The sequence below is a fragment of the Vibrio sp. AK197 genome, from assembly GCF_053903115.1.
On record NZ_CP096430.1, the window covers coordinates 135,564 to 150,222 of the forward strand.

15 protein-coding genes are annotated in these 14,659 nt (G+C 45.9%); 8 read left to right on the forward strand and 7 right to left on the reverse strand.

Translation table 11 applies throughout. The features are described 5' to 3' along the window. Positions 1-495: 495 nt before the first annotated feature. Genes M1D72_RS07730 through hemC form a run of 4 tightly spaced genes read right to left on the reverse strand, consistent with a single transcriptional unit; the run spans position 496 to position 4,598 of the window. On the reverse strand, positions 496-1,677 hold the full coding sequence (locus tag M1D72_RS07730) for a heme biosynthesis HemY N-terminal domain-containing protein (protein ID WP_456296541.1): 1,182 nt from the start codon (positions 1,675-1,677) through the stop codon (positions 496-498). Next, positions 1,677-2,909 (reverse strand): uroporphyrinogen-III C-methyltransferase, encoded by a 1,233-nt coding sequence (locus M1D72_RS07735; RefSeq protein ID WP_456296542.1) that lies wholly within the window; start codon positions 2,907-2,909, stop codon positions 1,677-1,679. Before M1D72_RS07735 ends, M1D72_RS07730 begins: the two co-directional genes overlap by 1 nt. A 3-nt stretch (positions 2,910-2,912) precedes the next feature. Next, complete coding sequence (locus M1D72_RS07740) at positions 2,913-3,653, reverse strand: uroporphyrinogen-III synthase (RefSeq protein WP_390197088.1); 741 nt, start codon at positions 3,651-3,653, stop codon at positions 2,913-2,915. Between the two features lie 6 nt (positions 3,654-3,659). Next, the gene (hemC, locus tag M1D72_RS07745) at positions 3,660-4,598 is read right to left on the reverse strand and encodes a hydroxymethylbilane synthase (RefSeq protein WP_456296543.1); all 939 of its coding nucleotides are present in this window, start codon (positions 4,596-4,598) and stop codon (positions 3,660-3,662) included. Between the two features lie 349 nt (positions 4,599-4,947). Here hemC and M1D72_RS07750 point away from each other — a divergent pair, with 349 nt between their 5' ends. Further along, positions 4,948-7,476 carry a class I adenylate cyclase gene (locus M1D72_RS07750; protein WP_456296544.1) on the forward strand — a complete coding sequence of 843 codons (2,529 nt, stop codon included), beginning with the start codon at positions 4,948-4,950 and terminating at the stop codon, positions 7,474-7,476. A gap of 29 nt (positions 7,477-7,505) precedes the next feature. Here the strand turns inward: M1D72_RS07750 and cyaY are convergent, their stop codons facing one another. Continuing rightward, positions 7,506-7,820 (reverse strand): iron donor protein CyaY, encoded by a 315-nt coding sequence (gene cyaY / locus M1D72_RS07755; protein WP_390197100.1) that lies wholly within the window; start codon positions 7,818-7,820, stop codon positions 7,506-7,508. A 75-nt stretch (positions 7,821-7,895) separates the two neighbouring features. On the opposite strand from cyaY, the gene lptM reads away from it, so the two are divergent. From lptM to yigB, 6 genes are read left to right on the forward strand one after another with little or no spacing between them, the layout of a single operon-like run. After that, positions 7,896-8,027 carry an LPS translocon maturation chaperone LptM gene (gene lptM, locus M1D72_RS07760; RefSeq protein WP_446697919.1) on the forward strand — a complete coding sequence of 44 codons (132 nt, stop codon included), beginning with the start codon at positions 7,896-7,898 and terminating at the stop codon, positions 8,025-8,027. An 18-nt stretch (positions 8,028-8,045) separates the two neighbouring features. Further along, positions 8,046-9,299, forward strand: a complete 1,254-nt coding sequence (gene lysA / locus M1D72_RS07765) for a diaminopimelate decarboxylase (RefSeq protein WP_456296545.1) — start codon at positions 8,046-8,048, stop codon at positions 9,297-9,299. 10 nt (positions 9,300-9,309) lie between these two features. Then, positions 9,310-10,140 (forward strand): diaminopimelate epimerase, encoded by an 831-nt coding sequence (dapF, locus tag M1D72_RS07770; protein ID WP_390197109.1) that lies wholly within the window; start codon positions 9,310-9,312, stop codon positions 10,138-10,140. Between the two features lie 30 nt (positions 10,141-10,170). Further along, positions 10,171-10,875 (forward strand): DUF484 family protein, encoded by a 705-nt coding sequence (locus M1D72_RS07775; RefSeq protein ID WP_456296546.1) that lies wholly within the window; start codon positions 10,171-10,173, stop codon positions 10,873-10,875. Continuing rightward, positions 10,844-11,773, forward strand: coding sequence for a tyrosine recombinase XerC (xerC, locus tag M1D72_RS07780; RefSeq protein ID WP_390197114.1), 930 nt, complete (start codon positions 10,844-10,846; stop codon positions 11,771-11,773). The genes M1D72_RS07775 and xerC overlap by 32 nt, the downstream gene beginning before the upstream one ends. After that, positions 11,773-12,489 (forward strand): 5-amino-6-(5-phospho-D-ribitylamino)uracil phosphatase YigB, encoded by a 717-nt coding sequence (gene yigB / locus M1D72_RS07785; RefSeq protein WP_456296547.1) that lies wholly within the window; start codon positions 11,773-11,775, stop codon positions 12,487-12,489. Before xerC ends, yigB begins: the two co-directional genes overlap by 1 nt. On the opposite strand, the gene M1D72_RS07790 is transcribed toward yigB, so the two are convergent. Then, positions 12,472-13,086 carry a tRNA-uridine aminocarboxypropyltransferase gene (locus tag M1D72_RS07790; RefSeq protein ID WP_456296548.1) on the reverse strand — a complete coding sequence of 205 codons (615 nt, stop codon included), beginning with the start codon at positions 13,084-13,086 and terminating at the stop codon, positions 12,472-12,474. The two genes, yigB and M1D72_RS07790, sit on opposite strands and share 18 nt — an antisense overlap. A 12-nt stretch (positions 13,087-13,098) precedes the next feature. Further along, complete coding sequence (locus M1D72_RS07795; protein ID WP_456296549.1) at positions 13,099-14,115, reverse strand: hypothetical protein; 1,017 nt, start codon at positions 14,113-14,115, stop codon at positions 13,099-13,101. Between the two features lie 37 nt (positions 14,116-14,152). Here M1D72_RS07795 and M1D72_RS07800 point away from each other — a divergent pair, with 37 nt between their 5' ends. Next, positions 14,153-14,614: an EVE domain-containing protein gene (locus M1D72_RS07800; protein WP_390197124.1), complete on the forward strand. Its 462-nt coding sequence runs from the start codon at positions 14,153-14,155 to the stop codon at positions 14,612-14,614. Positions 14,615-14,659 lie beyond the last annotated feature (45 nt).

Genomic DNA, 14,659 nt, shown 5'->3' on the forward strand with positions numbered 1-14,659 from the left:
AAATGTTGGCGCTTTTTACACCTATAGAAAAGTCTCTGGCTACAAAACTTGCCTTCAAAGGGTTAGTGTATTGAGCTTAAGCTCGTCCATTTTGGGCGATTGTCTGGATTAGAGCGGTGGTCGTGTCAGTTTGACTGCTTCATTACGGATTGGTTCTCCGATTAGCTATACTGGGGGATATACATAGAAAGGAACGCTAGGGAACGTGGTTCGAAACCGTACCCTGAAACAAGCGACCGATCAGGCTGGGGTTTACCTTTTTATTACTGCTTAGCGGTAGTCAAATCCTTTCTCTACGTCTACTTAACGCCTCGGTTTATAGCCTTTACGTTTGATGAAAAGAATCAAGGTCAGTATTGGGTGAGTGTGTTCTTGACATCAACGGACTTGAGTCTTCGTTTCAACTTTTCCTGCAACCATTTTGAACACGTATTTTAGGTATGAAAAAAGCCGGCATGATACCGGCTTGTTCTTATAGCTGATGGAGTCGTCCTATTAGTTGCTGACTAAAGTCAGAGCTTTGCGCGAGACTTCATTTGCAGCTTGGGTCATATTCTGTTTACCCAAGGCATCTGCAAGGAGAGCATAGTCAGTGACTTTAGAGCGAATTTTTAAAGCGCTCTCTAAATGTTGCTGAGCTTGAGGCCAATTTTTTTCTTTCATATGCAGCTGGGCGAGCGCACTATGCGCTTCTGCGTTTTGTCCGTCTTTTTTCAACGCGTCATTGAGAAAAGTGAGTGCAGGGTGGTTATCTGACAAGTTAAGTTTAGCGACAAGCTCATATAGGTCAGTATGGCCTGGGTGTTTTTTGAGAGTTTCTTTAATGACGGTAAACGCCTCATTATCTGCTTGGCGTGCAATTAACTGCTGAGCAAAACATTGGGTGAGTGTCTGGTGAGTTTTAAGCTTTTTAGGCAGGTGATCCCAATGCTCGATAAGCCCTTCACTACCTCGCTTTTCTGCTACGTCGATTAAAGCCCCACATTGTGCTTGAATCATCAATTGTTCATATTGTTGTTCCGAGATGCATTTCTCTTTGAGCAGCCTTGGTAACAAGCTTAGTAATGCTTCCCAGCGTTTTAATTCGACATAGGTAGTCTTCAATAAAGACAGAACCATTGAGTTGTTTGGGTATTCTCGATGCAATTCATCAAGCGTCACTAACGCCTTCTCAAATTGTTTTTGGCGGACATGCTGTCTCGCTCGAGTTAACTCAACGACCAAATAAGAATCAGGCTGATCTGCCGCTAACTGTAAGTAGTGATCGCGCTGTTCAATTTTTCCCTGATTGTCTGCCGCTTCCGAGGCCACGAGATAGCAAAGCAAAGGCATATCATGGTGATTAGACCAACGCGTTACTCGTTTTTCGGCTTGCTTATAGTCACCTTCCATCAGCTTAATAATGCCTTCATTGGTGTAACGACGTGAACGTTTTAGTTTACGTACCCCAAACCAATTCCATGTCCTTGAACTCGCGTTCAACGCTTTTTTCAACAAGTACTCTAAACCAAATAAGGCCGCTAAAATCGCAATGACAAAAATAACTAAGGTGGTCACGCTCATTTCGATGGTTTTATTGGCAATAGAGATAAGTACATAACCTTGTTGGCCAGCAAACTGTGTCCCAACGAATAGGCCTGCACCTAGAATCACGAAAAGAAAAATAAGACGAAACATTATTCTTCCTCCGTAGTCAGAGTGGTGACTTCTCTACGTAACCGTTCGTTAATCACATCGCTCAGCTGCTTCTGAGTTTCAAGTTTTGTCGGGTACTCTACGGCAACGTTTACTTTACTGAGTTGGGTGAGTGTTTTATTGAACTCAGCAACCTTATTGTCATCCTGATTGAGGTAGCTAGCTGACCACTGCTTAGCTGTTTTTAGCGCAATATCATAAAGTGCTTGTTGTTCGTCATACACGCCTTTAATCGCCGTTTGTAGCTGGGCTTTTAGATTCTCGCGTAAATAGAAATGTTGCTCAGGAGACAATAACGGTGTGACATTCCCATCGCGAGTGCGGAAAGTAATAAAGTTTTCCGAGAAGTCTTTTAAAGAAGTTAATAGATTATTTTGCCAGTTAGCAATATTTTCGCTGACTTGCTCGGTTTGAACTTCTGCCGCTTCAGGCAAAATGGCGTTGGCTAATGGAAGTTCATCCACTTGTTGCTGCATGGAGACCAAACGCAGAACCAGTCCATCACGATCAACGAGCGGCACATTTTTCAGCTCGGTAATATCGTTAGCCATAGCTTGGCGAAGTGGAACCAGAGAAGGGTCATTTAAAGCCGCAATTCGAACATCTGCACTTTCCATTAGCTTGGTGGCGCTAAAAGCATCATGCTCTAGGAACAGTTTGCGACCAGCCAGTTTGACAAGGTAATCCGCTTCCGCCAACAGCCAATCATTGGGACGACGCCCTTTCACATCGGCAACCGCGAGTTGTAGGCTTTTAATGGTTTGCTGCTGTTGATTGAGAACCGTCTCTGTACGATTGGTGACTTCCGTCGCTTTTTGTATTGCTTGTTGTTTAGCATTATCAAGCTGAGAGTCTAGGTTGTTCTGCATTGTGCTCAATTTAGATTCTAAATCCGCGATGCGAGCTTGGTATTCACTCTCTTTTTGCATAGCAAAATAGCTACCACCACCGGCAAAAACAATTGAAATGATCAGCGCCAACGCGGCCATTTTTCTGCCTTGAGATTTTTTTTGTTCAGGGGCAGTGGTCGAAGAGGCTGTTTTGGGTGTTGAGGGCGTGGTTTGTGGTGTCTCGCTTTTTTTCTCTGTCGAGGAAGAAGAAGCTGAATCCGCCTTGTCTTTTTTTACCGCAGACTTTGGCTCTTGCGCTTTAACAACCGTTTTATTGGTTGATTGCGGAGATTGTTCTGAGTCGTTGTTTTTCTTATCTGTCATTGATTACTGTCCTATATTTGGCTGGAGAGTGGCCAATAAATCTGAATTTGCTGCACTGCCCGTATTCGAGACGATGTGAAAACCCATGGCGTTCGCTTCCTTTGCGATGCGATCACTCGGTACAATCAGTTTGAGAGAGTAGAGCCAATGTAAGTCAACCTCTGCGATCTTTGAAGCAAAGAAATTGAGTTGACCACTACTGGTGATTACAACGGTATCGATATGTGCTTGTTGCCACTGTGCGACCAATACCTCTGCATCAAAATCTCGATATTCTCTTTGATACACTTCTCTGTATTCTACTATTGCACCACGCTCGACGAGTGTGTCAAAAATGAGCTCTCGCCCACCATTTCCGCGCAGAATAACGATTTGTTTTTTATTGATATCTTGTAAGTCATCGAGTTCAAGAAAATGTTCACTATCACTCTGTTGGGGATAGTTTACTTTTTGTCCGCACACTCTGCTCAATTCAAGTGCGGTTTTATGACCTATGGCAAGGTAGTGGCAGTCTTGCGGCCAGCTTATATTATGTTGAGTAAAGTATTCATCAGTAAAAGCGACTGAATGCTGGCTGATCGCGACCATGATATCGATTTGTTCAATATCATCAGAAAGTTGTGACAGTTGTGAGCCGGGAGTGAAGGTTAAGAGAGAGTGATGGAAGCTGGCAATACCGGCTTCCATCAATTGTTGGCATAGCGAGTAACCTTGTGCACCGGGGCGGGTAACTAACACGGCCATCGGTGATTACTCGTGTTCGTGATAAAGCTTGTCTAAAATTTCTTTGGCACCATCGTTTAATAGTTGGTGTGCCAACTGCACGCCCATGGTTTCAGCGTTTTTGCGCGGGCCACGAATGTCGCCACGAACAATTTGAGAGCCATCCGGCTCCCCTACGAGAGCACGCAGCCAAAGTTCATCACCTTCCAGTATGGCGTAGCTGCCGATCGGTACTTGGCATCCACCTTGTAGAGTGATGTTCATTGCTCGTTCACAGGTAACGCGATCAGCGGTATCCGCATGAGCTAAAGGTTCAAGTAACTTAATCAGACGTTCATCGTCCAAGCGGCACTCAATACCTACGGCACCTTGACCAACAGCAGGCAAAGATTGCTCTGGTTCGATAAAGCTGCGAATTCTTTCTTCTAATTCAAGACGTTTTAATCCAGCAGCAGCGAGAATGATGGCGTCATAATCCCCTGCATCGAGCTTAGATAAGCGAGTCCCAACGTTGCCACGTAGTTCTTTAATAATAAGATCGGGACGATAGGCTTGGAGCTGACTTTGGCGACGTAAACTGCACGTTCCGACGACGGCACCTTGTGGGAGATCATCGATCGACTGGTATTGGTTAGATACGAAAGCATCTCGCGGGTCGCCACGTTCACAGATTGTGACTAAGCCTAGACCTTCGGGAAAATCGACGGGAACATCTTTCATTGAATGGACGGCCAAATCGGCTCTGCCTTCGAGCATAGCCACTTCTAACTCTTTTACAAACAAGCCTTTTCCACCTACTTTTGCTAAAGGTGTATCGAGGATGATATCCCCTTTGGTCACCATTGTGACCAATTCCACTTCGAGTCCTGGGTGTGCAGCTTGCAACGCATCTTTGACATAGTGGGCTTGCCATAAAGCAAGTGGACTTTTGCGCGTGGCGATTCGAATTGGTGTAGATTGTGTCATGGTGTCAGTCGTGTCTTTTCTGAAAAATCTTACTCTCATCCTAACATTGTCGAGCATGAAAGTATTAGTGATTGATGGTGTGCAGGAGGGATCGATGTAGGGTTTCGTTTATTGAACGAAAATTGTGTGATTAGGTTCTCGTTTACAATATGGTCTATTATTAGAATTGATGGTTAGGTACCAAACTATGCCGCAAATCAAAGAGAAATAATATTAGGCGCGTAATTTTGAATCGGATCGTTCAAATCTTTACCAATCCAAATAAAAGTGTTAGATTGATCACGTTTTCAGGCGCGTTGTGAACAAAATCGTTAGAACGCAGAGACAAGATTTATTCAAGGACTGTACCTTGCAGGCTTACACTAAGACAATTATTCAGAGACTCGACAAGCTCAACCAGCAGCGTATAGCGCGCGCGCTGGCGTTGATGGATCTGCAAAGTCAGCGTGTATTCCATCTTATTCCCGCTCTGTTGCATTTCAACCATCCAGTTATTCCTGGCTTTTATGACGAGTCGGTTCCCCATGGTATTTGCGGTTTTGAACCGAATACGGTGCAAAAACAGTTTGTTGAAGACACTGAACTTATCATTGGTAAACCCCTTACCACTAGTCGCCAAGCTAATATACTCGGTCTTTATACGATGGGAAGTACCTCATCGATCGGTCAAAGTACCTCAAGTGATTTAGATATTTGGGTGTGCGTCTCGGCTGAAATGAAAGCTGAAGAGCGTAGCTTATTGACGAATAAGTGTTTATTGATCACTGATTGGGCACAAAGCCAAGGTGTTGAAGCCAACTTTTTCTTGATGGATGAGGAGCGTTTTCGTACTAATCACTCAGAAGAAATGACGGGTGACAACTGCGGCTCTTCTCAACATCTGTTATTACTCGATGAATTTTATCGTTCAGCGGTGCGCTTGGCTGGTAAACGTCTGTTGTGGCAAATTGTGCCACCAGAAATGGAAGAGTGTTACGACGAGTACATTGGTAAAATGTGCCGTGACGGTCATATCAACTGCGCGGAGTGGATTGATTTTGGCAAGCTTAACCGTATTCCTGCTGAAGAGTACTTCGGTGCGAACTTGTGGCAACTGTATAAAAGTATCGACTCTCCGTATAAGTCGGTTCTTAAAGCTATCCTTCTCGAAGCATACTCTTGGGAGTATCCACATACCCAATTATTAAGCATCGATACTAAGCGACGTTTCTTTGCCCATGAGCCAGACTTGTACGGCATGGATACCTATTATCTGATGCTCGAAAAAGTGACGCGCTATTTAGTGCGTATTGGCGATCATACGCGCTTGGATCTCGTCCGCCGCTGCTTTTACCTCAAAACTCATGAGAAATTATCTCGTGAGCCCGGTGTCGGCTCTGTCGCGTGGCGGCGAACCGCCATGTCTGACATGGTTAAGTCGTGGGATTGGAATACCGAGATGCTTCAGCAGCTTGACGACCGCCGTAACTGGAAGGTTGAACAAGTTAAAAGTGTTCATCACGATTTGCTCGATGCGTTGATGCTTAGCTACCGCAACTTAATTCAGTTCGCGCGCCGTAATGACATTACCTCAGCGATTAGTCCACAAGATATCAGTATTCTTGCGCGTAAACTCTATGCAGCATTTGAAGTCCTTCCGGGCAAAGTGACGTTACTGAACCCGCAGATTTCGCCAGATTTACATGAATCTGATTTGAGCTTTATTCAGGTACAACCTGGACGAACCAACAAACCGGGTTGGTATTTATATAAGCAGCCACTTGAGCCTCAGCGTTTAATGGGTCAGAAGCCTCTTGAGCACAACGAATATCTCAGTAAGTTGGTGGCCTGGGCGTTTTTTAATGGGTTAATTACCGAATCTACTCATCTGCATTCAGTCGTGCGTGATGCGCATATGGACATTGATAAGTTCTACCAGATGGTGAGTGATCTGCGTAATACGTTTTCATTACGTAAACGTCGTCCTTCGATGCAAGCATTAGCTAGCCCGTGTGAGATAAGCCAGTTAGCGATGTACATTAACTTTGAGAATGACCCAACGGACGAGCTCAATGGGAAATCCCATAAAGTTGATTTAAAAAATATCGATATCTTTAGTTTTGGGCCAGAACAAAGATGTTTGGTCGGCAGTGTAGATTTGGTGTATCGCAATTCGTGGCATGAGGTTCGTACCTTACACTTCCGCGGCGAAACCGCCATGCTGGATGCGCTAAAAACGGTATTAGGTAAAATGCACCAAGATGCGTTGCCGCCGGAGTCTGTCGATGTTTTCTGCTATAGCAAAAACTTGCGCGGTGTTATGCGTAATATGGTTTACCAACTATTAGCAGAGTGTATTGAGCTGCGCCTAAAACCTGTCGAACAAACCAAACGTCGCCGCTTCAAAGCGATGCGTATGGGTCAGCAGATGTTTGGCTTATTCTTTGAGCGTCGAGGAGTGTCGGTTCAGAAGTTGGAGAACTCGGTCGATTTTTACCGCAGCATTTCCACCAATAAACTGAAAGGCTCACCTTTGCTGATGTTGGATAAAGAGCAAGATTTCTCTTTACCAGATGTTGTTGATGGCTTTGCCAGTGAAGGCTTGATCCAATTCTTCTTCGAGGATTCCGATCAAGGGTTCAATATCTATGTTTTGGACGAGAACAATCAGGTTGAGGTCTATCACCAGTTTAGCGGTGAAAAAGATGAAATGATCGCCAGCGTGAACAGCTTTTATACCTCGATGCGCGGTAGTGATGGTGTGGTGGACAGTTTTATCAACTTTAACTTGCCACAGTACTATCAGATTGTGCATCCGAAAGAGGGCGAAGATTACGTGGTGCCTTACCGAAGTGATGCCACGACTTACGATAAAATCAATCGAGCGGCAAATGCATAAAATAAAAAAGAGCACTTACGTGCTCTTTTTTATGTCCAATCGATGGTTTCTCCAGCGTGTTTTTCACACTCTTGTTTGACCATCTCTATTAGCTCAATACCGGTTTTAGAACAGATCCAATGTTTGGAATCATATTGGAAGTGATAACCACCAGATTTTGACGCTAACCAAATTTCACGCATTGGTTCCTGGCGATTAATAATCACTTGGCTACGGTCTTCAAATTCGAGCGTCATGACGTTGCCAGAAACCTCATAATCGATGTCTGCGCCTGAGTCATCGACCATCTCTTCGATTTTTTCCATTTGTATATCGGCAAGTTGATGAAATTCAGTCTCGTTCATCTTGTCTGTCCTATTGCTTTTCCTGAGTGTGGTGCGATTATAGGGGGCATTGAAAGAATAATCACGAATTGGCCAATGAAAAAGACTTTATTAGCGCTATTTATCTTCTCTGTAGTAGGGTTATCCGGTTGTGGACAAACTGGAGCCCTTTACATGCCCACAGATTCTCAACAAAATGAGCAAACTGACAGCTCAAATACCGATTAGTTATTAAGGGAACGTATTTTGGATTACTTTAACTATCAGGACGATGGTCAGCTATGGGCTGAAGGCGTCACATTGACCAGCTTGGCCGAGCAGTATGGCTCGCCACTTTACGTTTACTCGCGTGCAACGCTTGAGCGCCATTGGCATGCCTTTGATAAGTCGGTCGGTGAGCATCCGCACCTTGTTTGCTATGCGGTTAAAGCCAACTCTAATCTAGGCGTGTTAAATACATTGGCTCGCTTGGGATCGGGGTTTGATATTGTTTCCGGCGGTGAGCTTGAGCGTGTTATCGCGGCTGGCGGAGAGCCGAGCAAAGTCGTGTTCTCTGGTGTGGGAAAAACACCCGCAGAAATGCGCCGTGCACTGGAATTGGGTATCAAATGCTTTAACGTTGAGTCAGAGCCTGAATTGGTTCGTCTTAACCAAGTGGCTGGTGAAATGGGAGTTAAAGCGCCTATCTCTTTGCGTATCAACCCTGATGTCGACGCCCACACACACCCTTATATCTCGACCGGACTGCGGGATAATAAGTTTGGTATTGCCTTTGAACGCGCACCAGAAGTGTATCAATTTGCACAAGGCTTAGCGCATCTGGAGATTCACGGAATTGATTGCCATATCGGTTCTCAGCTCACAGAAATTGCCCCCTTTATTGATGCGACCGATCGCCTGCTTAAACTGATCGATGATTTGAAGCAGCAAGGTGTGCATATTCGCCATCTTGATGTTGGTGGTGGTTTAGGGGTGATTTATCGAGATGAAATGCCACCCCAACCATCTGAATATGCGAAAGCGTTGTTGGCTCGTTTGGAGAATCATCAGGACTTAGAACTGGTGTTTGAACCTGGACGTGCTATCGCAGCAAATGCTGGCGTATTGCTTACCACAGTAGAATTCCTAAAACACACTGAGCATAAAAACTTCGCGATCATTGATGCGGCGATGAATGATTTAATGCGTCCCGCTCTGTATCAAGCTTGGCAAGATATTGTTCCTGTGAAACCGCGCCAAGGTGAAGCAGTAACTTACGACCTTGTTGGGCCGATTTGTGAAACTGGCGACTTTCTTGGTAAAGACCGAACTCTGTGTATTGAAGAAGGCGATTTGCTAGCTGTTCGTTCTGCGGGGGCCTATGGCTTCGTCATGTCATCGAACTACAATACACGCCCACGTGTTGCAGAAGTGATGGTTGATGGTGATCAAAGCCATTTGGTGCGTCGTCGTGAAGCGTTAACCAGCCTGTGGGAACTTGAACAAATTCTGCCGGAGTAACGAGCGTCTTATGCATTTCCATTTTTCAAAAATGCATGGTCTGGGTAATGATTTTATGGTCGTGGACTGCATTACTCAGAACATCTTTTTCTCACCAGACTTGATCCGCCGTTTGGCGGATCGTCATACAGGCGTGGGCTTTGACCAGCTTTTGGTGGTTGAGGCGCCTTATGATCCTGAAAGTGACTTTCATTACCGCATTTTTAATGCCGATGGCAGCGAAGTCGAGCAATGTGGCAACGGTGCCCGTTGTTTTGCGCGTTTTGTCCGTATGAAAGGGTTGACTAACAAGTACAACATCTCAGTCAGTACCAAAAAAGGCAAAATGGTGCTCAATATTGAAGATGATGGGCAAGTGACAGTCAATATGGGGCAACCTGAATTTGAGCCAAGCAAGATTCCATTTCGCGCCAAGCAAACTGAGAAAACCTACATTATGCGGGTGGAAGAGCAGACGCTTTTCTGTGGTGCGGTCAGTATGGGCAACCCTCATGTTGTGACCATTGTGGATGATGTTACCACTGCCAATGTTGAAACCTTAGGGCCATTATTGGAATCTCATGAGCGTTTTCCTGAGCGCGTAAACGCAGGTTTTATGCAAGTGATTAGCCGTGATGAGGTTAATTTGCGCGTTTACGAACGTGGAGCAGGAGAAACACAAGCGTGTGGTAGCGGTGCTTGTGCGGCCGTGGCTGTAGGTATTGTTCAAGGGGCGCTAGATAACAAAGTGAAAGTGCACCTGCCTGGTGGCGATTTGGAAATTCAATGGAAAGGTCCAGGACATCCTTTGTATATGACAGGGCCGGCTACGCATGTGTTTGATGGTCAATTGAACTGCTGATAACAATATATAACAACATAGGAAAATCGAGTGTCGCAGATTGAAGCAGACGCATTAACGGCGGAAATTGTCGCCGAATATTTAGCTGAAAACCCAGACTTCTTTCTTCACCGCCGAGAGCTGGTGGATCGTTTATCTCTTCCTCATCAAGAGCAAGGGGCCGTGCCATTAGCTCTGGTACAAATGAATCGTCAGCGTCGCCGAATTGAAGAGTTAGAAGAAGACATTACTGCTTTAATGTCGCTGGCTGCCAACAATGACAAAACCTTTCATGAGTTTATGTCATTGCAAGAGCAAGTTCTCAAGTGTGAAGCTTTGTTACCTGCTTTTGAGGCGGTACAGGCGATGGCGCGTGACCTCAATCTAACCGCGTACATTCGCTTGCTTGAAACACCACACAGCGAGTATCAATTAAGCTCTGATGTGTACCAACGTTTTACGACCAATCACTTAAATGGCAAAAGTGCGTATCTTGGGCGGTTACGTAAAGCGGATCGTCACGCACTGTTTGGAGAAGACAGTGACGCGCCGGAAATGGGGTCCTATGTTGTGTTACCTTTACACAAAGGGACAACACTTGGCTTGTTGGCTTTTTCCAGTGAGGATGGCGGTCATTTCCAGCCGCATATGGACACACTGTTTTTACGCCATCTAGCGTTAGTGCTTTCGCATTTGATGGTTACATTACCTTGGCAAGTGACTGATGAACGACGCTCTACCCACTCTTTCTCGTAGTTTACAACGTCCACTCGAGCGCTTTTATGAATATTTGCGTAGCGAGAAAGGGCTTAGTTTGCATACGCAACGTAATTATAAACAGCAGCTTGAAACCATGGCGCTGCAATTAATGACGTTGGGGCTGAAAGAGTGGTCACAAGTCGATGCTTCTTGGGTGCGTCAATTAGCCAGTAAAGGCATGCGTGAAGGCATGAAAGCCAGCAGTATCGCCACTCGTTTGTCATCACTGCGCAGTTTTTTCGACTTTCTGATCTTACGCGGTGAGATGAGCGCGAACCCTGCGAAAGGAGTGTCTGCGCCTCGCAAGAAGCGGCCTCTGCCCAAAAATCTGGATGTCGATGAAGTCAATCAACTGCTTGAGGTGAACGATGATGATCCCTTGTCGATTCGAGATCGGGCGATGATGGAATTGTTGTATGGGGCGGGGCTGCGTTTAGCTGAGATGGTCAGTATCGATGTGCGTGATATTAGCTTGTCTTCAGGTGAGATTCGCGTTGTCGGTAAAGGTGATAAAGAACGTAAAGTGCCGTTTGCTGGTCAAGCTAAAGAGTGGGTGGCCAAATGGATGAAAGTGCGTTCAAATCTAGCGCAACCAAGTGAGAAGGCACTGTTTGTTTCTAAATTAGGCGTGCGAATTTCTCATCGCAATGTTCAAAAACGCATGGCAGAGTGGGGGCAAAAGCAAGCGGTCTCTAGTCATATTAGCCCGCATAAACTGCGTCACTCGTTTGCCACGCATATGCTCGAATCAAGTAACAACTTGCGTGCGGTGCAGGAATTGTTGGGCCATGAAAATATTTCCACGACTCAGATCTATACTCACTTAGATTTTCAACACCTTGCGACGGCATACGATGAGGCCCATCCGCGAGCCAAGAAAAAACGGAACGACTAATGCGCTATTATCGCCAGCTAAAACCCATCTATGCTATGAGCTTCGATCTCGATGACACACTGTATGACAACCGTCCTATCATTCGTCAGGTCGAGCAGGGTGTTGTAGCATGGTTACATCAGCAGCATCCTGTTACTGCCACTCAATCACCAGAGTGGTGGCAGGCGCTGAAACTCTCCGTGGCAGATGCGACACCTGAAGTTAAACATGATGTCAGTGAATGGCGTTATCAGCAGATTTTTCAGGGGCTGAAGCTTTTGGGTTATGATGATCTAAAAGCAAAGCAAGCTGCCGAACAGGCATTATCTCTCGTGTTAGACATGCGTAGCGATTTCGAGGTGCCGAGCACCACGCATCAGGTGATGGCCAGTCTAGCTAAAAAAGTGCCATTAATTGGGATTACTAATGGCAATGTTGATGCAAAAAGAATAGGACTTTCTCCGTATTTTCAACAGGTTTTCCGTGCAGGGCCAGATGGCCGTGCCAAACCATACTCTGATTTGTTTCAGCAAGCTCAGCAGTTATTAAATCTACCACCACAAAACATCTTACATGTCGGCGATCATTTACGCACTGACGTGTCTGGGGCGCGAAATAACGAATTTATGGCGTGCTGGTTCAATGACCAAGGCCGGACTTTGCGTCATGCGACGAAAGCTCGTGTCCTACCAGACATTGAAATTGTTGAACTGAGTGAGTTACTTGAGTTGGTTTAGTGACGGCGGTTGGAGCGCATGACCGCTCTTTTCTGCCTGATACACACGCAAGTAGTAATCTAAAAACTCAATCAGCTCTTCGCTTTGTGGTGCAAAACCGAGTTCATTGAGTAGCATTGCCCCCACTTCTAACGTGCATAAATGCCCCGGCTGCTGATTGCGACGAAGCGTATACTTTGATGCTTGGTCGACATTGAGGTGCACATGCTGAACCTCACTAAGCCACGCCGTTTTACGCTGCATTTTCTGCGCTTCTTGCCATGTTCCATCCAACACAATAAACAAGGGCTCTCGGTCAGCTCGGCGAGCAATTTTTTGTGCTTTATCAACGCTAATGCTCTCATCACTCGGGTATAAGATAAAAGGAGTAACCGCTTGGCTGCTCATCTTTGCCACCAGTTCGGGAGCTGCTTGTAAACGCTGCCAAGGATAGCGGCGACACTGGGGCAAACAACGCGCTAATAAGTGGCCAGTGTTGGTTTCTCGCTCCCACTCTCGCTCATGAGTCAGCAGCGCTAAATGGATGGCGACTTCACTTAAATCAGGGATATGCGAGCAAATACATTGATGCTCAAAACCACATTGCGGACACGACATATACAGTTCCTCTTATTGCTGAGCTTTGTAGAGCGTTAATCCACCGTTGGCGATGGTATAAATAACGTCTCCGACTTGCTCTTTTTCTGCTTTGAGCGTTTTGCCGTCAACAGTGAAAATCCGTTTTGAGACCAAATATTGTCGCTGGTGGCGAGTCATGACGACTTGTACTTGGTTGTCATTGAGCTGCTGCCAATAGCCATTCTCAACAGAATCAGCGTCGCCATTTTGATAACCATAGACGGTGGTTGCGGAGTGATCATCATTGAGAGTCATTGTCACCGTAAAATTACTCGCATCGTTAGCTTGTGCTTGATAGGTCGCGCTCCACTTTTGGGTGACATCCAAGTTTGAGATCGCGCCACAACCTTGGTATTCGTGTCCGTCATGATGGAACTCGGCTTGCCAGCCGTAGAGATCATCACTCATCCCATCTGAGCAGCTGCGTTTGTCTAATTGCAAAAAGCCATTTTCTAATTGGTAGAACCGTTGGTCGCGGCGAATACGGCGTGACGTAACAACGAGAGGTTGCGGCGCCGCGTCGACTTGGCGCTGTATGAGCTCTTGTTGGTCAAATTCTACCGACCAAAATGGCTCGGTGCCAAGCGCGCGAGTTGGTTTATTAGGTTGACGACACAGCTCTGGGTTATCGGCGCTAATGAAGTTGAAGTGATCGACCACAAAACGCGAGGTGAAATCAGCATCCAGTCCAGTTCGAGAGGGTGGCGCTAAGTGGCCAACTAACTCAGCATATAAGGGTTCATAAGGCGCGCTTAATAGCGGTTTTAGCTGAGCGAGTTTGTCATCAGAAGCATCTAGCCAGAACTGGTGCTGACTCTCACATGGCATAAAGGATTGCGCTTCGCGACCCAAGACAATTTGCCCTCGCATCACAAAGGTTGGGACTTGAATTGACGCGGGATCATCGAGAGTCGCAACAGGAGTGGATTTTTGCGATGACGGTGAGTGGCTGCACGCGGCTAGTAACGTAGTAAACAGGATTGCGACTGGGTTTCTTAACGCCTTCATGGTATACCTTGGCCATCAAATTGAATTGGAAGACATTATGGCATATTGGTTGTTTAAAACCGAACCGGATGAGTTCTCAATTGATACACTTCGCGTTCGTGGTACAGCATGCTGGGAAGGCGTACGTAACTATCAAGCGCGAAATATGTTGAGAGATGAGGTAAAAAAGGGCGACTTAGTCCTTATTTATCACTCTTCTTGCAAGAAGGTCGGGGTTGCTGGTGTCGCACGCGTGGTACGCGAGGCGTATGCTGATCACTTTGCGTTTGATGTAGAAAGTGATTATTACGACGCGAAATCAACGCCGGATAATCCTCGCTGGGTGATGGTCGATATTGAATATGTTTCAACCACCAGTCGCATTATTACCCTCGCCGAAATGAAAGCGATGCCAGAGCTTGAGGCGATGCCATTGGTGAAACGAGGCAACCGTTTATCGATTATGCCCGTTAGTGAACATGAGTGGCAGGCTATTCTTGGTAAAGACAGCAGTAGCTAATCTCACGAGGCGTATAACACAAAGGCAGCGTCGGCTGCCTTTGTT

What these genes read in the sequence shown, in the direction of transcription:
- M1D72_RS07790 (WP_456296548.1), bottom strand. Translation starts at nt 13,086, where the DNA reads ATGTCGTGTCCGCAATGTGGTTTTGAGCATCAATGTATTTGCTCGCAT.
- M1D72_RS07735 (WP_456296542.1), bottom strand. Translation starts at nt 2,909, where the DNA reads ATGACAGATAAGAAAAACAACGACTCAGAACAATCTCCGCAATCAACC.
- M1D72_RS07795 (WP_456296549.1), bottom strand. Translation starts at nt 14,115, where the DNA reads ATGAAGGCGTTAAGAAACCCAGTCGCAATCCTGTTTACTACGTTACTA.
- cyaY (WP_390197100.1), bottom strand. Translation starts at nt 7,820, where the DNA reads ATGAACGAGACTGAATTTCATCAACTTGCCGATATACAAATGGAAAAA.
- hemC (WP_456296543.1), bottom strand. Translation starts at nt 4,598, where the DNA reads ATGACACAATCTACACCAATTCGAATCGCCACGCGCAAAAGTCCACTT.
- M1D72_RS07730 (WP_456296541.1), bottom strand. Translation starts at nt 1,677, where the DNA reads ATGTTTCGTCTTATTTTTCTTTTCGTGATTCTAGGTGCAGGCCTATTC.
- M1D72_RS07740 (WP_390197088.1), bottom strand. Translation starts at nt 3,653, where the DNA reads ATGGCCGTGTTAGTTACCCGCCCCGGTGCACAAGGTTACTCGCTATGC.
- dapF (WP_390197109.1), top strand. Translation starts at nt 9,310, where the DNA reads ATGCATTTCCATTTTTCAAAAATGCATGGTCTGGGTAATGATTTTATG.
- lptM (WP_446697919.1), top strand. Translation starts at nt 7,896, where the DNA reads ATGAAAAAGACTTTATTAGCGCTATTTATCTTCTCTGTAGTAGGGTTA.
- M1D72_RS07800 (WP_390197124.1), top strand. Translation starts at nt 14,153, where the DNA reads ATGGCATATTGGTTGTTTAAAACCGAACCGGATGAGTTCTCAATTGAT.
- yigB (WP_456296547.1), top strand. Translation starts at nt 11,773, where the DNA reads ATGCGCTATTATCGCCAGCTAAAACCCATCTATGCTATGAGCTTCGAT.
- xerC (WP_390197114.1), top strand. Translation starts at nt 10,844, where the DNA reads ATGAACGACGCTCTACCCACTCTTTCTCGTAGTTTACAACGTCCACTC.